Source organism: uncultured Zoogloea sp. (genome assembly GCF_937894855.1).
In the GTDB taxonomy this organism is placed as follows: Bacteria; Pseudomonadota; Gammaproteobacteria; order Burkholderiales; family Rhodocyclaceae; genus Zoogloea; species Zoogloea oryzae.
Genome location: NZ_CALAYQ010000079.1, coordinates 1 through 20142 on the forward strand (window position 1 = coordinate 1; position 20142 = coordinate 20142).

Here is a 20142-nt window from a genome sequence, read left to right on the forward strand (position 1 = left end):
GCCCCTTCGGCCTGACCGGGCTGGGGGTGTTCGCCGCCGTGCAGATCAACTTCGTCAGCTTTGCCGCGCCGGTCGCCACCCTGGCGATGATGGATCAGCGCGGCACCTCCAGCCGTCACCTGGCCGCCACGCTGGCGATGGTGATGGCCATGGCCCAGGCCAACGTGTCGATGCCGCTGGCGGCGATGGGGCTGCACTTCGGCATCGTGCTGGCCTGGTCGATGGTCGGCGGGCTCGTCGCCGCAGCAGCCACGTACTACGTCTTCGGCCGCCAGCTGTCCGCCACCGAGCACACCCTCGACGAAACCCTCCAGCACCCGGTGGCCGACAGCGCCAAGGGCATTCTTGACGTCATCAACCGGGCCGGTGCCGAAGCCTTCAAGATCGCCGTCGGCTCGATCCCGATGCTGGTGCTGTCGCTCACCGTGGTGCTGGCCCTGCGCCGGCTGGGGGCGCTGGATGCGCTCACCCTGTGGCTGTCGCCGGCGCTCCTGGCGGTGGGCGCCGATCCAGCCCTGATCCTGCCCACCCTCACCAAGTTTCTCGCCGGTGGCACCGCGATGATGGGCGTGATGGACGAGATGCTGCGGGCCGGCACGGCCAGCGCGGCCACCCTCAACGGCGCCAGCGCCGGGCTGCTGATCCACCCGCTGGACATCCCCGGCGTGGCCGTGCTGATCTCCGCCGGCCGTCGCGTGGCGGATGTCTGGAAGCCCGCCGCCCTCGGCGCGGTGGTCGGCATCCTGGTACGCGCCGCCGGTCATCTGCTGATCGGCTGAAGCCACCCGCGATGCCCACCCCCGGACCCCACCTCCAGCCCGACCCGAACCGCCAGTACCGCTACTACGAGTTCGTGATGGCTGCCTTCGTGGCGGTGTATCTGTGCTCCAACCTGATCGGCCCCGCCAAGGCGGCGCAGCTCGAGCTGCCCGGCTGGGGCCCGGTCACCTTCGGCGCCGGCGTGCTGTTCTTCCCGGTCTCGTACATCTTCGGCGACGTGCTCACCGAGGTGTATGGCTACGCCCGCGCCCGGCGGGTGATCTGGGCCGGCTTTGCGGCGATGATCTTCGCCTCGGTGATGGCCGCCGTCATCGTGGCGCTCCCGCCCGCCCCCGGCTGGACCAACCAGCCCGCCTACGAGATCGCCTTCGGCTCCACCTGGCGGATCGTCGGCGCGTCGCTGTGCGCGTTTTTCTGTGGCGAATTCGTCAATTCCTTCGTGCTCGCCCACATGAAGGTGAAGAACAACGGGCGCCACCTCTGGCAGCGCACGATCGGCTCGACCATCGTCGGCGAAGGGGTGGATTCGGCGCTCTTCTACCCCATCGCCTTCTGGAATTCCGGCCTCATTCCCAACGAGCTGCTGCCGGGGATCATGCTCACCCAGTTCGTCTCCAAGGTGGCTGTCGAAGTGCTGTTCACCCCGCTCACCTACAAGATCGTGGCCTTCCTCAAGCGCGCCGAGCATGAGGACCACTACGACGTGAACACCGATTTCACGCCGTTCTCGATCCGCCTTTAGGCCCGGTTTCGCAGCGCAGCATTTCACTAGGCGAAATCAACACGACTGCGCTACCATTCGCCATCCCTGACGACCCACGCAGAAAACGCTTTGTCCACGCCAGAAACCGCGAAGAATCCCATCCAGGTCATCGAGCGCATGATGAAGTTGCTCGACGTCCTCGCCGAGCACCCCGATCCGGTGCCGCTCAAGCAGCTCGCCCTCGAAACCGGCCTGCACTCGTCCACCGCCCACCGCATCCTCGGCGCGATGACCAGCAGCGGCTTTGTCGAACGCAGCGACGCCGGCGTGTATCGCCTCGGCATCCGCCTGCTCGAACTGGGCAGTCTGGTCAAATCCCGCATCTCCCTGCGCGAAACCGCCATGTCGGCGATGCTCAAGCTCCACGCCGCCACCGGCGAGAGCGTCAACCTGGGCATCCGCGCTGGCGACGAGATCGTCTACATCGAGCGAACCTCCAGCGGCAAATCGGCAGTGCGTGTGGTGCACATCGTCGGCGCCCGGGCGCCGCTGCACACCACCGCCACCGGCAAGCTGTTCCTGGTGGAAGACGGCGCCCAGAAGGTCAAGGAGTACGCCAAGCGCACTGGCCTGCCGTCGTCCACCGCCACCTCGATCACCACCCTGCAGGGCCTCGAGAAGGAGCTCGACAAGGTGCGCCGTCACGGCGTGGCTTTCGACATGGACGAGGTCGAAACCGGCGTGCGCTGCATCGCCGCCGGCATCCGCGACGACAGCGGCGAGCTCATCGCTGGCCTGTCGCTGTCCACGCCGTCCGAACGCTTTGACCCGGACCGCGCCCCGCTGATCCGCGAAACCGCCGACGAGATCAGTCGCGCCTTGGGCTACATGCCGCCGAACCGCTGATTCGTCATCAGTTGCTCAGGCAAAACAAAACGGGCGCCATCTGGCGCCCGTTTTGTTTGAGGCAACTTCCCGCTCAGGTCGACGGGCCACGGCCGTTGGCCGCCACCTTCTGCTGCACGGCAGCACTCTCGAGCCAGCGCTTGACCCGCTGGGCGTCCGCCACGCGGGTGAAGCGGCCGAAGGAATCCAGCAGCACGATGATCATCGGCTTGTTGAGCAGCCAGGCCTGCATCACCAGGCACTTGCCGGATTCGTTGATGAAGCCGGTTTTGGAAACACCGATCTGCCAGTCGGGGCTGCTCACCAGCGCGTTGGTGTTGTTGAACTGGCGCTGACGGCCATTGAGCGACACCACGTAATTGGCGGTGGTGGAAAACTCGCGGATCAGCGGATAGCGCGACGCGGCGGACACCATCTTGACCAGATCGCGGGCGCTCGACACGTTGGCGGAGTTGAGGCCGGTGCTGTCGGAGAAACGGGTCTCGCGCAGGCCCAGCGACGCGGCCTTGCGGTTCATGGCCGCCACGAAGGCCGGCAGGCCGCCCGGGTAGTGACGGGCCAGAGACGACGCGGCACGGTTCTCGGACGACATCAGCGCCAGACGCAGCATGTCTTCACGGGTCAGATCGGTGCCAACGGGCACGTGGGAGCTGCTGCCCCGCAGGGTGTCCACGTCTTCCTGGCCGATGGTGAGGATCTCACCCAGATTGAGGCGCGCGTCCAGCACGACCATGGCGGTCATCAGCTTGGTGATCGAGGCAATTGGCAGCACGGCGTCGGAGTTCTTTTCGAGCAGCACGTTGCCGGTGGCCTGGTCGGCGATCATGAAGGCCGCCGAGTGGAGCAGCGGGTTGCCTTCCTGGTCGATCTCGGAGACAGCGGGGGCAAAGGCGGCACGCTGGGCCACCGGAGCAGCAGCGTGGAAGCGGGCATGGCCACGATCGCGCTGGGCGACGACCTTGCCACCGGACCGGGCCGGCGCAGCCGCGGCCAGCTTGCCGCCCTTGGCGGGCTTTCCAGCCTTGGCGACGGACTTGGCCGGCGCAGCGACCTTCTTGGCGGATGCGCGCTGCACTGCAGCAACAGCATCGACCGACACCACCGAACCAAGCGCAAAGACGCTCAGCAGGGCAACCAGAGAATGACGGATTTTCATCGTTTTCAAACCAAATCTAGACATCAGCGGAGGCACGCCTCCGCTGCAAAAAAATCGACGCGATGAAGCTCGCATGTACGCTTCGTCATCACCCGATGACGAAAAACTGCCGCGGGCTACGCCTCATTTTGGGCGACAAGCCGTTAACGGCAGACTTCTATTTAAAATAATGGCTTATTCTAAATTTTTGAAGTTTTTTGTGAATCTTTTTTTGTAACCGACGGCCGATCCGGATCAGCCTGAAGTGCCGATGGCCTTCAGTGCCCGGGCACCCTCAGGAAGCGGGCGAGCTCGGCACGCCGACTCATCGCATCCCGGTAACCCAGCTCCATCAGGGCGCGGGTATACCCGCGCTCGAACAAAAGGTAGGAGAGTAACACCGAGCCATTCTTTCGCGTTGCACCAATCCCGCTCAAAACCAGCCTCAGGGCCCGGGGCAGCGCGTTGCGATGGCGGGCGGCAAGATAATCCAGACGCTGCGATGGCGCAATCACAAAGGTTTCGATGGGCCGCAGGGCAATCCCGGCCGCCTCGCGCTGGGCTGGCGTCAGCGCACCGACGGTGCTGTTGATCCGCTCGAGCCGCTCCAGATCCATCGACAGGCCATCCAGAAAGATGCTCGACATGGCGTGCCCCGCTACCTGCGCCGGCGAGGGATACATGTCCGTCCGCTGACGGGCTTCTTCCGAACGCCGGCCGCCGGCGATCACCAGGATGCGGTCGGCGCCCAGGTGGATCACCGGGCTGATGGGCGCCGTCTGGCGCATCGACCCGTCGCCAAAATACTCGCGGTTGATCCGCACCGCCGGAAACACGAAGGGGATCGCGCTGGAGGCGAGCAAGTGCTCGACCTTGATGTCGGTGCGCACCCCGACGCGCTGGGCCCGCCGCCAGGGCTGCAGATCCTCGCGGCCCTGGAAGAACGACAGGCTCTCGCCCGACGTGTAGCCGGAGGCCGTCACGGTCACCGCCTGCAGGTGGCCGTCGGCGATGGCGTGGCCGATGGCGCCGAAATCGAGCTGGGCTTCGAGGAGCTCGCGCAGGGGCTGGTTGTCGAGCAGGGATCGCGGCGACTGGCGGAACAGCCAGCCGAGGAACATCGCCGAGCCCCAGCGGGTCACGGATTCGGCGATCGCCAGGGTGTCGGCGCGATAGACGTGATGGACGTGGAAGTTGCGCCAGATGAAGGCGAGCTTCTTCACTGCCTCGTTGAAGTTGGCCGAGAACACCGCCAGCGCGACGGCATTCACCGCGCCAGCAGATGTGCCACAGATGATCGGAAAAGGGTTCTCCGCGCGCTTGCCCCACACGTCGCGGATGGCGATCAGCGCGCCGACCTGATAGGCCGCCCGCGCGCCACCGCCGGTGAGCACCAGCGCAGCCCTGCCGTCCGTCATGCCGTCACCCTCCACCCGGTTGCTGTGAAGCTTAACGGCACGCGGCGGCCGGAACTGAGCCGGTTGTGCGGATCAGCGACCCGCTTCGACGACGGTGAGCGCCGTCATGTTGACGATCCGCCGCACGGTGGCGGTCGGGGTGAGGATGTGCACCGGCTTGGCCGAACCGAGCAGGATCGGGCCGATGGTCATGCCCTCGCCTGCCGCCGTCTTGAGCAGGTTGAAGGCGATGTTGGCCGCGTCCAGGGTCGGGAAGATCAGGAGGTTGGCGTCTTCCTTCATCTTGGCGTTGGGGAAGATCTGCTGACGGATCGCCGAATCCAGCGCCGCGTCACCGTGCATCTCGCCTTCGACTTCCAGATCGCCGTGCTCGGCGTGGAGCATCACCAGCGCCTTGCGCATCTTCTCGGCGGTGGGCGAGTTGTCGGTGCCGAAGCTGGAGTGGGATAGCAGCGCGATGCGCGGATGGATACCGAAGCGGCGCACTTCGTCGGCGGCGAGGCGGGTCATCTCGACCACCTGCTCGGGCGTCGGGTCGTAATTGACGTAGGTGTCGCACAGGAACACCGTGCGGCCCGGCAGCGCCAGCAGGTTCATGGTGTAGAAGTTGCGCACGCCCTTCTGGCGGCCGAGCACCGTCTCGATGAACTTGAGGTGCAGGCCGTGCATGCCATAGGTGCCGCAGATCATCCCGTCGGCGTAGCCAAACTTGAGGAGCAGCGAACCGAGCAGCGTGGGGCGGCGGCGCACCTCGCGCTTGGCGTAATCCACCGACACGCCCTTGCGCTCCATCAGCGAGTGGTAGTGGGTCCACAGCTGGTCGTAGCGCGGATCGGTTTCGGGATTGACGAGCTCGAAATCCAGCTCGGGGCGCAGGCGCAGGCCGAAGCGGTCGATGTTCTCGATCACCACGTCCGGGCGGCCGATCAGGATCGGCCGGCACAGGCCTTCGTCCACCACCGTCTGCACCGCGCGCATCACGCGCTCGGATTCGCCTTCCGAGAAGATGATCCGCTTGGGCGAGCGCTTGGCGGCCTGGAACACCGGCTTCATCACCAGGCCCGACTGCCACACGAAGTTGTTGAGCTGCTGGCGATAGGCGTCGAAGTCGGTGATCGGGCGGGTTGCCACACCGGATTCCATCGCCGCGCGGGCAACCTCAGGCGCGATCTTGACGATCAGGCGCGGATCGAAGGGCTTCGGGATGATGTACTCGGGGCCAAAGCCCGAGACGTTCTCGCCGTAGGCGGCGGCCACGATGTCGGAGGCTTCGGCGCGGGCCAGCTCGGCGATCGCCTTGACTGCGGCGAGCTTCATCTGGTCGGTGATGGTGGTGGCGCCCACATCGAGCGCGCCCCGGAAGATGAACGGGAAGCACAGCACGTTGTTCACCTGGTTCGGGTAGTCCGAACGGCCGGTAGCCATCAGCGCGTCGCTGCGCACCCGCTTCACTTCTTCGGGCAGGATTTCCGGCGTCGGGTTGGCGAGCGCCATGATCAGCGGATTGACGGCCATCTTGGCGACCATCTCGGGCTTCAGCACGCCACCGGCGGAGAGGCCTAGAAACACGTCCGCGCCTTCGATCACTTCGCCCAGGGTGCGGGCGTCGGTCACCTTGGCGTAGCGGGCCTTGATCGGGTCCATCAGCTTGGTGCGGCCTTCAAAGACCACGCCTTCGATGTCGGTCACCCAGATGTTGGACACCGGCACGCCCAGCATCACCAGCAGATCGAGGCAGGCCAGCGCCGCGGCGCCGGCGCCGGAGGTGACCAGCTTGACCTTGGAGAGATCCTTGCCCAGCAGGTGCAGGCCGTTGAGCAGCGCCGCGCCCACCACGATGGCGGTGCCGTGCTGGTCGTCGTGGAAGACCGGGATCTTCATCCGCTCGCGTAGCTTGCTCTCGATGTAGAAGCACTCCGGCGCCTTGATGTCTTCGAGGTTGATGCCGCCGAAGGTCGGCTCCAGCGCGGCGATCATGTCGATCAGCTTGTCGGCGTCGGGTTCGTCGATCTCCAGGTCGAACACGTCGATGCCGGCGAACTTCTTGAACAGCACGCCCTTGCCTTCCATCACCGGCTTGGCGGCCAGCGGGCCGATGTTGCCCAGGCCCAGCACCGCGGTGCCGTTGGTGACGACGCCGATCAGGTTGCTGCGGGAAGTGAGGTTGGCGGCCTCGGCCGGATCTTCGACGATGGCGTCGCAGGCAGCGGCGACGCCCGGGGAGTAGGCCAGCGACAAATCCTGCTGGTTGGTCAGGGCCTTGGTGGGGGCGATCGAAATCTTGCCGGGGCGCGGATAGCGGTGGTATTCCAGGGCGGCCTGACGAATGCGTTCATCCATGCTGTTGTCTCTCCAGGTGGTGTGTTTATGGGTTCGTACGCCCATGATGGGAGCACGGATTCATTGAGGCTATTCGTGACATCCACAGCATTTGAACGTGACGCGCGAATGACGTCGATCGATGAACCGTGGCATAATTATAGGCTAGCTTATCCGGGGTAATTCCTGATTGGGCCTACTGCGGCCCAAGACGATCAAGCCAATAATACGCGCCGAGCCCTGGTGGCCAAAAGACGCGATCGCCCAGCCGGCGGACTCCCGAGCCGGCACATGAAACAACGCAATCCGTAACGTCCTGGAGAATCGTCAGATGTCTCAAAGCATTGCCGAAGCCGCCATCGCCGCCGCGCCCGACTACGTCAAAAACCAGAAACTCAAGCAGTGGGTCGCCGAGATCGCCACCCTCACCCAGCCCGACCGCGTCGTCTGGTGTGATGGCTCAGAAGAAGAATACGACCGCCTCTGCGCCGAAATGGTCGAAGCCGGGATGCTGATCAAGCTGAACCCGGAAAAGCGCAAGAACTCCTACCTCGCATGTTCCGACCCTTCCGATGTGGCGCGTGTCGAAGACCGCACCTACATCTGCTCGGCCAACAAGGACGACGCCGGCCCGACCAACAACTGGGAAGACCCGGCCAAGATGCGCAAGACCCTGAACGAACTGTTCACGGGCTGCATGCACGGTCGCACCATGTACGTGATCCCGTTCTCCATGGGTCCGCTCGGCTCCCCGATCGCCCACATCGGCGTCGAGATCTCCGACAGCCCGTACGTGGTCACCAACATGCGCACCATGACCCGCATGGGCAAGGCCGTCTATGACGTGCTGGGTGCCGATGGCGAGTTCGTGCCGTGCATCCACACCGTTGGCGCCCCGCTGGGCCACGGCGAGAAGGATTCGTCCTGGCCGTGCAACCCGACCACCAAGTACATCGTTCACTACCCCGAAACCCGTGAGATCTGGTCCTACGGTTCCGGTTACGGCGGCAACGCGCTGCTGGGCAAGAAGTGCTTCGCCCTGCGCATCGCCTCCAACATGGCCCGTGACGAAGGCTGGCTGGCCGAACACATGCTGATCCTCGGCGTGGAAAGCCCCACCGGCGAGAAGACCTACGTCGCCGCCGCCTTCCCGTCTGCCTGCGGCAAGACCAACTTCGCGATGCTGATCCCGCCGAAGTCCTTCGATGGCTGGAAGATCTCCACCGTCGGCGACGACATCGCCTGGATCAAGCCGCGCAAGGAAGCCGACGGCACCACCCGTTTCTACGCGATCAACCCGGAAGCGGGCTTCTTCGGCGTTGCCCCCGGCACCTCCGAAAAGACCAACTACAACGCCCTGGCCACCCTCAAGGAAAACATCATCTTCACCAACGTCGCGCTGACCGACGATGGCGACGTGTGGTGGGAAGGCCTGACCAAGGAAGCCCCGGCTCACCTGATCGACTGGCAAGGCAAGGACTGGACCCCGGAGCTGGCCAAGGAAACCGGCCGCAAGGCTGCGCACCCGAACTCCCGCTTCACCGCGCCGGCCAGCCAGTGCCCGTCCATCGACCCGGCCTGGGAAGATCCCGCCGGCGTACCGATCTCCGCCTTCATCTTCGGCGGCCGTCGTGCCACCACCGTGCCGCTGGTGTACCAGGCCTTCAACTGGAACTACGGCGTCTACATGGCGGCCACCCTCGGCTCCGAAACCACCGCTGCCGCCTTTGGCGCCCAGGGCGTGGTCCGTCGCGACCCATTCGCCATGCTGCCGTTCTGCGGCTACCACATGGGTGACTACTTCAACCACTGGCTGAAGATGGGTCACACCGTGGATCAGGCCCCGGGCATCTTCTGCGTCAACTGGTTCCGCATGAACGAGAAGGGTGAGTTCATGTGGCCGGGCTTCGGCGAGAACATGCGCGTCCTGAAGTGGATCGTCGACCGCGTCCGCGGCCGCGTTGCCGCCCAGGAAAACGCCCTCGGCTGGATGCCCCAGTACGAAGACATCGACTGGACCGGTTCCGACGTCACCAAGGAAGAGTTCAACGCCCTCGTCAAGATCGACGCGGAAGCGTGGAAGTCCGAACTGGCCGGCCACAAGGAATGGTTCGACAAGCTGTCGGATCGCCTGCCCAAGCAGTTCATGCTCAAGCGCGAACTGTTCGAGCTGGCCATGTCGGTCTAAAGCCGCCGGCAGCCGCAAGGCTGCCACTGCTGCACACAAAAGCGCCGGGCAACCGGCGCTTTTTGTTTGTGCGGGCCCGGTGGCGCTCGCCGCCGCCTCCCGCACCCCCCTGTCCGGCAAGCGACAAAGCTCAACGCACTCCCTGCCATTCCTGCCCCGATTTTTCCTCATTACGCCGTAAGAAACGCACTTTTTCTTGCTGAAAGAGCGTTTCAGTCAGAGAAACGTCAATTCAGGCCGTGAGTCGACGTTTCTCTCGCAAGAAAGTGGGTTTCACGCGCCAAAACAATCCCTACGCCCCGCGCAACGCAGTTTCAGGCGATGAATCGACGATGCGCGCGATGAAACGCCGTTTCGGCAACGCGCATTGACGATTCGCGCGCTGCAGGCATCTTTCTCCATCCGCCAAGATGGCTTTTCATGGACAAGAATGAATCAGGGCGAGGGAATGTCGGACTGAAGTCCGACCTACAGATCGGTGAGGCTTCAACCCACACACCCGCGAAACCCCTGTAGGTCGGACTTCAGTCCGACAAACCACCCCCCAAAGCACCTGCCACACGGCCAGCACCAAGCCGCCAGCGCCGGCAAAAACGGAATGAACGGATGGAGGATCTAGCCCCGACCACAGGATGGGCCAGGGTGGCACGAGGCCGGATCGAAGCCAGGCCTCGCCGTTGTGCGGGCTCAGTCGCCCGCCACGATGCGCTGGCGCTGGCTACCCAGGCCGGTGATGCCCAGCTCCACCACGTCCCCCACCTTCAGGAACTGGGGCGGCTTGAAACCCATGCCGACACCCGGCGGCGTGCCGGTGATGATGAGATCGCCGGGCTCGAGGGTCATGATGCGGCTCAGATACGCCACCACCTGGGCGCAGGAGAAGATCATCAGGCTCGTGGTGCCGGTCTGCTTGCGTACACCGTTCACATCGAGCCACAGATCGAGGCTTTGGGGGTCAGGGATCTCGTCCTTGGTCACCAGCCACGGCCCTACCGGGCCGAAGGTGTCGAAGCCCTTGCCCTTGCCCCACTGGCCGCCGCTGCGCTGGAGCTGCCAGTCGCGCGCCGACACATCGTTGGCCAGCACGTAGCCGGCCACGTGATCGAGCGCCTCGGCCTCGGAAACCTTGCGGGCGCGGCTGCCGATCACGATCCCCAGCTCCACCTCCCAGTCCATCTGGGTGGATTCGGGGGGATGGATGATGTCATCGTTGGCGCCGCACAGGCAGCTGGTCCACTTGGGAAAGATCACCGGCTCGACGGGCACCGGCATGTTCGACTCGACCGCGTGATCGTGGTAGTTGAGGCCGATGGCCACATACTTGGGCGTGCCGTTCCAGGGTACGCCGAGGCGAGGGTTGCCCGGCACCGCCGGCAGCCGTGCCGGATCGACCGCGACCAGCGCGGCCAGGGCTTCCGGCGCAAGGCGCCTCGGGGTGATGTCGTCGATGAGGCCGGAAAGGTCGCGGAGCGTGCCTTCCGCATCGAGCAGACCGGGTTTCTCCTGGCCCACCGGGCCGTAGCGCAGCAGTTTCATGGCGTGTCTCCTTCATCGGGCCGCCCCGCGGCCTTGTTATTGTGGGGGAAGGCGGGCCGCCCTCCCCCGTGCCGGAGTCAGCCCTGAACCGGGCGAACCTTGCCGGCGGCCAGCTTGGCGCGGCTGCGGGCTTCGTCGGTGTCGGCACCATTGGCCACCACCACGCCCATGCGGCGCTTCACGAAAGCCTCGGGCTTGCCGAACAGGCGGATGTCGGTACGCGGCACGGCCAGCGCCTCGGCCACGCCCTCGAAGGCGATGCCCGCCGCCTCCATACCACCATAGATCACCGCCGACGCACCGGGTTCGGCGCGGCTCACATCCACCGGCAGGCCGAGGATGGCGCGGGCGTGGAGCTCGAACTCGGAGAAGCGCTGGGAGCACAGGGTGACGAGGCCGGTGTCGTGGGGCCGCGGGCTGACTTCCGAGAACCACACCATGTCGCCCTTCACGAAGAGCTCGACGCCGAACAGCCCGCGCCCGCCCAGGTTGCCGGTGACGGCGCCGGCGATCTCCCGGGCGCGCTCCAGGGCCTTCGGGCTCATCGCCTGGGGCTGCCAGGATTCCACGTAGTCACCCGACACCTGCACATGGCCGATGGGATCGCAGAAATAGGTCTGCACGGTGCCGGTCGCGTCGTTGGCACGCACGGTGAGCAGGGTGATCTCGTAATCGAAATCGATGAAGCCTTCGACGATCACCCGGCCCTGATTGACGCGTCCGCCGGCGGCGGCGTAGTCCCACGCTTTCTGCACGTCATCCGGCCCCTTGAGCAGCGACTGGCCCTTGCCGGACGAGGACATCACCGGCTTCACGATGCACGGGTAGCCAATGGCCGGCTTGCCGTCGCTGCCGTCGATGGCGGCCTGCAGCTCGGCCATCGAGTCGGCAAAACGGTAGGGCGAGGTGGCAAGGCCCAGCTCCTCGGCGGCAAGGCGGCGGATGCCCTCGCGGTTCATCGTAAGGCGCGCGGCGCGGGCGGTGGGGATCACCGTGGCAAGGCCTTCGGCCTCGATTCTCTCGAGCATGTCGGTGGCGATGGCCTCGATCTCCGGCACGATCAGGTGGGGCTTCTCCTGCTCCACCAGCGCCCGCAGCGCGGCGCCGTCGGTCATCGGGATCACGTGGGCGCGGTGGGCCACCTGATGGCCAGGGGCATTGGGGTAACGATCGACCGCGATGGTCTCGACGCCCAGGCGCTGCAGCGCGATCAAGACTTCCTTGCCCAGCTCGCCGGAGCCGAGAAGCATCACGCGCAGGGCGGACGGGGAAAGAGGGGTGCCGAATCTCATGGGGCGCTCCGGGTAAATGAGTGTGGGGAGAGAGGGCGCCGATCATAGCACCGGGGCCCGGACCGGCAAGGCCGCACCAACCCGATCGACGCCCCCGTATCCAACAAACCCACTTCGGGTAACTCAAAACAACCAAAACGACTAACAATTCATCATGACTACCGGGATAATTTAGGACATTCACCACTCCGGAAGAGAAAATCATGGCCGACATCCTGGGCTCCACCAGCTCCACCGCCACGCTCGCCATCAACGGCCTCGGCGGTATCAGTTCCATCGAAACCGCGGGAGATCAGGACTGGTGGAAAGTCAGCCTGACGGCGGGGACGGCCTACACCTTCCGGCTTGACACGCTCACCTTCGGCGGCGTGGGCGATCCGCTGCTGCGCCTGCTCGACGCCACCGGCCGCCAGCTCGCCTGGAACGACGACGCCGGCGGAACCCTCAATTCGGCGCTGAGCTTCACCGCCACCCAGTCCGGCAGCTACTTCCTGTCGGCCCAGGGCTACGGCTCCGCCACCGGCAACTACCTGATCTCGGCCACCACGGCGGCAACCATGCCCGTGCTCAGCATCGCCGCCACTTCCGCCAGCCAGGCCGAAGGCAACAGCGGCAGCACGGCCTTCACCTTCACCGTCACCCGCAGCGGCAGCACCGTCGGCAGCAGCACGGTCAACTGGGCGGTGGCCGGCGGCTCCGCCAGCGCCTCCGACTTCACCGGTGGCGTGCTCACGGGCGGCACCCTCACTTTTGCCGCGGGCGAAACTTCCAGGCTCATCACCATCAACGTGGCCGGCGACACCCAGATCGAGGCCGACGAAGATTTCAAGGTAGTCCTCTCCGCGCCCACCGGCGCCACGCTCGGCACCTCCGCCGCGCTGGGCACCATCCGTAACGACGACGTCCTCCCCACCCTCGCCATCGCCGCCACCAGCGCCAGCAAGGGCGAGGGCAACAGCGGCACGACGCCCTTCACTTTCACCGTCACCCGCAGCGGCAACACCGGCGGCGCCTCCACCGTGGCCTGGAGCGTCGTCGAAGGCACCGCCACCCTCAACGCCGCCGACTTCTCCGGCCCCACCTCCGGCGTCCTCAGCTTTGCCGCCGGCGAGACCAGCAAGGTCATCAGCCTGAATGTCGCAGGAGATTCTGTCGTCGAAGCCAACGAAGTGTTCTACGTGAACCTCACCACGCCCACCGGCGCCACCCTTGGCGCCGCCTCGGCGACGGGCACCATCCTCAACGACGACACCCTCCCCACCCTCGCCATCGCCGCCACCAGCGCCAGCAAGGCCGAGGGCAACAGCGGCTCGACGCCCTTCACCTTCACCGTCACCCGCAGCGGCAACACCGGCATCGCCTCCAGCGTGAACTGGGCCGTCGCCAACGGCACCACCACCGCCGCCGACTTCACTGGCGGGGTGCTCCCCACCGGCTCGGTGAGCTTCGCCGTCGGCGAGACGAGCAAGACGGTCACCGTCAATGTGGCCGGCGACGCCCTCGTCGAAGCCAACGAGACCTTCAACGTCGTCCTGTCCGGCGCTGCCGGCGCCACCCTCGGCACCGCCAGCGCCACTGGCACCATCCTCAACGACGACACCCTCCCCACCCTCGCCATCGCCGCCACCAGCGCCAGCAAGGCCGAGGGCAACAGCGGCACGACGCCCTTCACCTTCACCGTCACCCGCAGTGGCAACACCGGCATCGCCTCCAGCGTGAACTGGGCCGTCGCCAACGGCACGGCCACCGCTGCCGACTTCACTGGCGGCGTGCTCCCCACCGGCTCGGTGAGCTTCGCCGTCGGTGAAACCAGCAAGACCATCACCGTCAACGTGGCCGGCGACGCCCTCGTCGAAGCCAACGAGACCTTCAACGTCGTCCTGTCCGGCGCTGCCGGCGCCACCCTCGGCACCGCCAGCGCCACTGGCACCATCCTCAACGACGACACCCTCCCCACCCTCGCCATCGCCGCCACCAGCGCCAGCAAGGCCGAGGGCAACAGCGGCACGACGCCCTTCACCTTCACCGTCACCCGCAGCGGCAACACCGGCGGCGCCTCCACCGTGGCCTGGAGCGTCGTCGAAGGCACCGCCACCCTTAACGCCGCCGACTTCTCCGGCCCCACCTCCGGCGTCCTCAGCTTTGCCGCTGGCGAGACCAGAAAGGTCATCAGCCTGAATGTCGCAGGAGATTCCGTCGTCGAAGCCAACGAAGCGTTCTACGTGAACCTCACCACGCCCACCGGCGCCACCCTCGGCACCGCCAGCGCCGTCGGCACCATCCTCAACGACGACGTCCTCCCCACTCTAGCCATCGCCGCCACCAGCGCCAGCAAGGCCGAGGGCAACAGCGGCTCGACGCCCTTCACCTTTACCGTGACGCGCGCCGGCACGACGACGGCGGCCTCCACCGTCAACTGGGCCGTCTCCGGCGGCACGGCCACCGCTGCCGACTTCACCGGCGGGGTGCTGCCCGGTGGCTCGATCAGCTTTGCCGTCGGTGAAACCAGCAAGACCATCACCGTCAACGTGGCCGGCGACACTGCTGTCGAAGCCAATGAAACCTTCAACGTCGTGCTGAGCGGCGCAGCCGGCGCGACCCTGACGACCGCCAGCGCGGCAGCCACCATCCTCAACGACGACGCAGCCGCCAACCGCCCCGGCATCGACAACAGCATCGCCGCCGTCACCTATATTTCTGTCCCCAGTTCGGTGGACGACAGCATCGAGAACCTCGTCAGCAACCAGAAGTGGGGGGGTGCAATCGGGACCGGTGCATCACTCACCTACAGCTTCTCCACGGCCACCTCGGTCTTCAATTACGAGAACATCTTCAACGGCAAGGTGGCCCACGCGCCCGTCTCGGCGCTGACCAGCGCCCAGCGGGCCGCGGCCCAGCAGGCGATGGGGTCTGTCTCGGCGATCTGCAATATCACCTTCAGCGAAGTGGCCGACACGGCCACAAGCGCGGGCGACATCCGCTGGTCGGTCACCGGATCGCCCAACGAGGGAACGGCCGACGCCTGGTATCCGAGCCGCTCGGCGCTGGGTGGTGACATCTGGTTCAAGGCCAACGGCTACACCAACCCGGCTCAGGGCAACTACGACTACGCCACCTTCATCCACGAGCTCGGCCACGCCATGGGTCTGGATCACCCCCACAGCGGCACGCCGGCCCCCGAGTCCGGCGAGGACCAGCTCAAGTACAGCGTGATGAGCTACCGCAGCTACGACGGCGCCCCGCTCACCGGGTACACCACCAGCTTCTACCCTGTCGATTACATGCTCAACGACATCGCCGCCCTGCAGTACCTCTATGGCGCCAACACGAGCTACAACACCGGCAACGACGTCTACACCTGGACCACCGGCGGCCGCATCTACGACTGCATCTGGGATGCGGGCGGCAACGACACCATCGACGCCAGCAACCAGACCCAGGGTGTCAGCCTCAACCTCAACGCGGGCAGCTGGTCGTCCATCGGCAATACGTTCCACAACGGCAGCACCTACGTGCGCGACAGCCTGGGCATTGCCTACGGCGCAACCATCGAGAACGCTAAGGGCACCGCGCTGGCCGATACTATCGTCGGCAACAGTGCCACCAACCGGATCGTCGGCGGTGGTGGCAGTGACACCCTGACCGGCGGAAACGGGGCCGACCAGTTCGTGTTCACCGTCGCCGCAGATTGCGGTGACACCATCACCGACTTCTCGTCCGCCGCCGGCGACAGGATTCAGGTGATCGCGGCCAACTTCGGCCTAACTGCCGGCGGAACGGCGCTGCTGCGTTCTGCCACCAGCCTGCCTGCCGCCATCGGGCCGGCAGGCCAGTTCCTCTACAACACCACCAACGGCCAGTTGTGGTTCGACCGGGACGGCGTGGGCGCCGGCGCCGCCGTCCAGCTCGCAACCCTCAGCAACCGTGCAGCCCTGAGCGCCAGCGACATCCAGCTTGTGAGCGCCTGAGCCCCCTGATCGGCCACGACAACCGGGCAGCCACGCCCGGTTGTCGCTGGCCTGCCCCACCGTCGCGCCCTCGCCGGAACCCTCCGCTTGAACCTCGCAGACCCCATTCCCGAAGCGCACCAGGCTCCGTCCATCGACAGCCCACTGGCCTGCCTCGCAGCCATCGCCGGCCACCACGGCTTCTCAACCAGCGTCGAACAGATCCGCCGCGAGCACCTCGCCAACGACGCGCCATTCCCCACGCCCCCGGACGCCCTCGTCCCCGCCGCCCGCGCGCTGGGGCTCAAGGCCCGCAGCCAGCAGCTCGACTTCGCCGATCTGGCGGCACTGCAGGAAACCTTCCCCGCGATCGCCGTACTCCGGAACGGCAACTGCGTCGTGCTGGTCGGGCTGCGCGACACGGCCGACGGCCCGGCGGTCGCCGTGCTCGACCCCACGGCAACGCCTGCCAACGCCATCCTGCTCATCGGCGGCGCGCGCTTCCAGGAGGCCTGGAGCGGCGAGCTTGTGTTGCTCAAGCGCAGCTACCCCGTTCTCGACGAAAAACAGCCCTTCGGCCTGCGCTGGTTCATCCCCGAACTCTTCCGCCAGCGCACCTTTCTGCGCGACGTTGCCGTTGCCGCCATCGTGCTCCATGTGCTGGCGCTGGCGATGCCGGTGTTCACCCAGCTGGTGATCGACAAGGTGATCGTCCATGAGGGCCGCTCCACCCTCTACGTGCTCACCGGAGGCGTGATCCTCGCCCTGCTGTTCGAGGCCGTGTTCTCCTACCTGCGGCAATACTTCATGCTCGCCGCCACCAATCGGGTCGACATCCGCCTCGCCCAGAAAACCTTCAGCCACCTGCTGCGCCTGCCCATCACCTTCTTCGAGACCGGCACCGCGGGCGTCATCACCCGGCACATGCAGCAGGCCGAGAAAATCCGCCAGTTCCTCACCGGGCGACTGTTCTCGACGATCCTCGACGCCTCGATCCTGGTCATCCTGCTGCCGATCCTGTTCTTCTACTCCGGGCTGCTGGCAGCCATCGTGCTGGCTTTCGCGGCCGCCATCGGCGGCGTCGTGTTTGCCCTGGTGCCCACCTTCCGCAACCGCCTGCAGGCCCTTTACAACGCCGAGGCCGAGCGCCAGTCGATCCTTGTCGAGTCCATCCAGGGCATGCGCACCATCAAGTCGCTGGCGATGGAACCCCAGCGCCGCAAGGAATGGGAGAACCGCTCCGCCCGGGCGGTCGACATGCATTTCCGGGTCGGGAAGATCTCGATGGCGGCACACACCGCCATGAGCTTTCTCGAGAAACTGATGACCGTCACCCTCATCGGCGTGGGCGCGCATCTGGTCTTTGACCAGAGCCTGTCGGTGGGCGCCCTGATCGCCTTCCAGATGCTCTCCGGGCGGGTCGTCGCGCCGCTGGTGCAGATCGTCGCGCTGGTCCACGAATACCAGGAGACCGCCCTGTCGGTGCGGATGCTGGGCGAGATCATGAACCGGCCGGTCGAGGGCCTGCGCGAGTCCGGCGGGCTGGAACCCACCCTCGCCGGCAAGATCGAGTTCGACAACGTCACCTTCCGCTACGCCGCCGGTGGCCCGCCGGCCCTCGACCGCCTGAGCTTCACCCTGCCCGCCGGCAAGGTGCTGGGCATCGTCGGGCGCAGCGGCTCGGGCAAGACCACCCTCACCCGCCTCATGCAGGGCCTCTACCCGATCCAGGAAGGGGTGATCCGCTTCGACGGCATCGACGTGCGCGAGATCGACCTCACCCACCTGCGTCGCCAGATCGGCATCGTGCTCCAGGACAACTTCCTGTTCCGCGGCAGCGTCCGGCAGAACCTTGCCGTCACCAAGCCCGACGCCCGCTTCGAGGAGATCGTCGAGGCCGCCCGCCTGGCCGGCGCCGACGAGTTCATCGAGCGCCTGCCCCAGGGCTACGACACCCTGCTCGACGAGAACGGCGCCAACCTCTCCGGCGGCCAGAAGCAGCGGCTCGCCATCGCCCGCGCACTGCTGCCCCGGCCGCGCATCCTGATCCTCGACGAGGCTGCCAGCGCCCTCGACCCGGAATCCGAGGCGATCTTCCTGGGCAACCTGGCCAATCTGGTCGAAGGCCGCACGGTGATCATCGTCTCCCACCGCCTGTCGACCCTCACCCGAGCCGACGCGATCATGGTCCTCAACCGGGGCGTCATCGCCGACGCCGGCCCCCACGATGCCCTGCTCCAGCGCTGCGCCATCTACGCCCAGCTCTGGCAACAACAAACCCGTCACCTCTGAGCATGTCCTCCGACCCGAAAATCCGGCGTCTGCTGGCCGACTTCCTCCCCGACGCCCAAGCCATCGAACACCAGGCGCCCCCCCTTGGCGCCCGCATCACCCTGTACGCCCTGCTGGCGCTGGTGCTCACGGCCCTCCTGTGGGCCACCTTCGCCCAGATCGACAAGCTCGTCATCGGCCGCGGTCGCCTCGTCACCCCGCTGCCCAACATCGTCGTCCAACCCCTCGAACAAGCCATCCTCAAGACCATCCAGGTGCGCGTCGGGCAGACCGTCCGCAAGGGCGCCGTCCTCGCCACCCTCGACCCCACCTTCGCCGAAGCCGACGCCAGCCAGCTTGGCGCCCGCAGCGACAGCCTGGGCATGCGCGCCCGGCGCCTCGAGGCCGAACTCCAGGGCCGCACCCCGATCGACGCTGGCGGCGCCCACAGCCAGCAGCAGGTCCAGACGCGCCTGATGGCCGAACGCCAGGCCACCTACGCCGCCCGCATGCGCCAGTTCGACGAATCCATCGCCCGTCTGCGCGCCGCCCAAGCGACCAACCGCCAGGATCAGGCCACCCTCGCCGAGCGGGTCCAGAGCCTCGCCGAGCTCGAAGCCATGCAGGCCGAGCTGCAGACCCGCCAGTTCGGCTCCCGCGCCAGGGTGCTCGAAGTCCGCGAACGCAAGCTGGAGGTCGAGCGCGACCGGGCCACGGCGGTAAACCGCGCAGAGGAGATCCGCCGCGAGATTGCCGCTACCGAAGCCGAGCGGACCGCCTTCGGTCGCAACTGGCGGCAGGAATCCCTCGAAAAACTTTCCGCCGCGGTTCAGGAACGGGACGAAGTGGCCGAACAGCTGGCCAAAGCCCGCCGTCGCACCGACCTCGTCAGCCTCACCGCCCCCGAGGACGCCGTCGTCCTCGAGATCGGCAAGAAATCGGTCGGGTCGGTGCTTCGCGAGGCCGAGCCGCTTTTCGTGCTGGTGCCCCTCAATGCGCCGCTGGAAGCCGAGGTCGAAGTCGCGCCGGCGGACGTGGGCATGCTCAGGGTAGGCGATGCCGTGCGCGTCAAGATCGACACCTACCCCTTCCAGAAGCACGGCACCATCCGCGGCAAGGTGCTGCACATCAGCCCCGACACCTTCACCCGCCAGGGCCCCGTCGGCACCGACAGCGCCTACTATCTCGCCCGGGTGGGCCTCGACGACACCCGGCTCGACGGCGTCCCGACACCCACCCTGTTGCTGCCCGGAATGACGCTCGCCGGCGAGATCATCACCGGCCAGCGCTCGGTGATTTCGTTCTTCCTCTACCCGCTGATCCGCGTGCTCGACGAATCACTCCGCGAGCGCTGAGTCAATGATCCGGGCCGTTGCCTGCCCGGCGAAGTTGCGGATGCGGGCCTCATCAAACCGCCTGCTCTCCTTCCGGCGGCATCGTCATCGCCTGTCAGCGGCGGCGGCCGTAGCGCCAGTAGCGGATGCCGGGGTGCTGCCCCGGCGGGCGCTGACGAGGGCCCATACGACTGCGGGCTGATCGTTGGCCAGGGTGCGGACGCCAGCGGCACCGCCACGCTCAACCTGAGCCGCTATCGCACCGCCTCGCCGTCGAAGGTGGAAGTCACCATCAAGAACGACGCCATGAAGC

12 protein-coding genes are annotated in these 20142 nt (G+C 66.3%); 7 read left to right on the forward strand and 5 right to left on the reverse strand.

Annotated features, from left to right (window positions below; all coding sequences use genetic code 11):
• The 3 genes from Q0672_RS10090 to Q0672_RS10100 form a co-directional block, all read left to right on the forward strand.
• Nucleotides 1-779, forward strand: a 779-nt coding sequence (locus Q0672_RS10090; RefSeq protein ID WP_298621898.1) for a nucleoside recognition family protein, incomplete at its 5' end; no start/stop codon positions are given.
• Nucleotides 780-790: 11 nt separating this feature from the next.
• Nucleotides 791-1522 carry a queuosine precursor transporter gene (locus Q0672_RS10095; RefSeq protein ID WP_298621900.1) on the forward strand — a complete coding sequence of 244 codons (732 nt, stop codon included), beginning with the start codon at nt 791-793 and terminating at the stop codon, nt 1520-1522.
• A gap of 138 nt (nt 1523-1660) precedes the next feature.
• Nucleotides 1661-2389 (forward strand): IclR family transcriptional regulator, encoded by a 729-nt coding sequence (locus Q0672_RS10100; RefSeq protein ID WP_284189003.1) that lies wholly within the window; start codon nt 1661-1663, stop codon nt 2387-2389.
• 73 nt (nt 2390-2462) lie between these two features.
• Here the strand turns inward: Q0672_RS10100 and pbpG are convergent, their stop codons facing one another.
• The 3 genes from pbpG to Q0672_RS10115 form a co-directional block, all read right to left on the reverse strand.
• Nucleotides 2463-3545 (reverse strand): D-alanyl-D-alanine endopeptidase, encoded by a 1083-nt coding sequence (pbpG, locus tag Q0672_RS10105; protein WP_298621902.1) that lies wholly within the window; start codon nt 3543-3545, stop codon nt 2463-2465.
• Between the two features lie 257 nt (nt 3546-3802).
• A complete protein-coding gene (locus Q0672_RS10110) occupies nt 3803-4942 on the reverse strand; it encodes a patatin-like phospholipase family protein (RefSeq protein WP_298621904.1) in 1140 nt (379 codons plus the stop codon).
• Nucleotides 4943-5014: 72 nt separating this feature from the next.
• Complete coding sequence (locus Q0672_RS10115) at nt 5015-7282, reverse strand: NADP-dependent malic enzyme (protein ID WP_298621905.1); 2268 nt, start codon at nt 7280-7282, stop codon at nt 5015-5017.
• 310 nt (nt 7283-7592) lie between these two features.
• On the opposite strand from Q0672_RS10115, the gene Q0672_RS10120 reads away from it, so the two are divergent.
• The gene (locus Q0672_RS10120) at nt 7593-9449 is read left to right on the forward strand and encodes a phosphoenolpyruvate carboxykinase (GTP) (RefSeq protein WP_153159843.1); all 1857 of its coding nucleotides are present in this window, start codon (nt 7593-7595) and stop codon (nt 9447-9449) included.
• Between the two features lie 687 nt (nt 9450-10136).
• Here Q0672_RS10120 and Q0672_RS10125 read toward each other — a convergent pair.
• Both Q0672_RS10125 and purT read right to left on the reverse strand, forming a co-directional pair.
• A complete protein-coding gene (locus tag Q0672_RS10125) occupies nt 10137-10985 on the reverse strand; it encodes a fumarylacetoacetate hydrolase family protein (protein WP_298621906.1) in 849 nt (282 codons plus the stop codon).
• A gap of 77 nt (nt 10986-11062) precedes the next feature.
• The gene (purT, locus tag Q0672_RS10130; RefSeq protein ID WP_298621907.1) at nt 11063-12277 is read right to left on the reverse strand and encodes a formate-dependent phosphoribosylglycinamide formyltransferase; all 1215 of its coding nucleotides are present in this window, start codon (nt 12275-12277) and stop codon (nt 11063-11065) included.
• A gap of 203 nt (nt 12278-12480) precedes the next feature.
• Here purT and Q0672_RS10135 point away from each other — a divergent pair, with 203 nt between their 5' ends.
• The 3 genes from Q0672_RS10135 to Q0672_RS10145 all read left to right on the forward strand — a co-directional run bounded on the left by Q0672_RS10135 (nt 12481) and on the right by Q0672_RS10145 (nt 19850).
• Nucleotides 12481-16245, forward strand: a complete 3765-nt coding sequence (locus Q0672_RS10135) for a Calx-beta domain-containing protein (RefSeq protein ID WP_298621908.1) — start codon at nt 12481-12483, stop codon at nt 16243-16245.
• 87 nt (nt 16246-16332) lie between these two features.
• Nucleotides 16333-18516 (forward strand): peptidase domain-containing ABC transporter, encoded by a 2184-nt coding sequence (locus Q0672_RS10140; RefSeq protein WP_228111746.1) that lies wholly within the window; start codon nt 16333-16335, stop codon nt 18514-18516.
• A gap of 2 nt (nt 18517-18518) precedes the next feature.
• Nucleotides 18519-19850, forward strand: a complete 1332-nt coding sequence (locus Q0672_RS10145; protein ID WP_153159847.1) for an HlyD family type I secretion periplasmic adaptor subunit — start codon at nt 18519-18521, stop codon at nt 19848-19850.
• Nucleotides 19851-20142 lie beyond the last annotated feature (292 nt).

Bases quoted from the DNA above. Each gene is read 5' to 3' on its own strand.
- Q0672_RS10120 (WP_153159843.1), top strand. From the start codon at position 7,593: ATGTCTCAAAGCATTGCCGAAGCCGCCATCGCCGCCGCGCCCGACTAC.
- Q0672_RS10110 (WP_298621904.1), bottom strand. From the start codon at position 4,942: ATGACGGACGGCAGGGCTGCGCTGGTGCTCACCGGCGGTGGCGCGCGG.
- Q0672_RS10145 (WP_153159847.1), top strand. From the start codon at position 18,519: ATGTCCTCCGACCCGAAAATCCGGCGTCTGCTGGCCGACTTCCTCCCC.
- Q0672_RS10095 (WP_298621900.1), top strand. From the start codon at position 791: ATGCCCACCCCCGGACCCCACCTCCAGCCCGACCCGAACCGCCAGTAC.
- pbpG (WP_298621902.1), bottom strand. From the start codon at position 3,545: ATGAAAATCCGTCATTCTCTGGTTGCCCTGCTGAGCGTCTTTGCGCTT.
- Q0672_RS10100 (WP_284189003.1), top strand. From the start codon at position 1,661: ATGATGAAGTTGCTCGACGTCCTCGCCGAGCACCCCGATCCGGTGCCG.
- Q0672_RS10135 (WP_298621908.1), top strand. From the start codon at position 12,481: ATGGCCGACATCCTGGGCTCCACCAGCTCCACCGCCACGCTCGCCATC.
- Q0672_RS10125 (WP_298621906.1), bottom strand. From the start codon at position 10,985: ATGAAACTGCTGCGCTACGGCCCGGTGGGCCAGGAGAAACCCGGTCTG.
- Q0672_RS10115 (WP_298621905.1), bottom strand. From the start codon at position 7,282: ATGGATGAACGCATTCGTCAGGCCGCCCTGGAATACCACCGCTATCCG.
- purT (WP_298621907.1), bottom strand. From the start codon at position 12,277: ATGAGATTCGGCACCCCTCTTTCCCCGTCCGCCCTGCGCGTGATGCTT.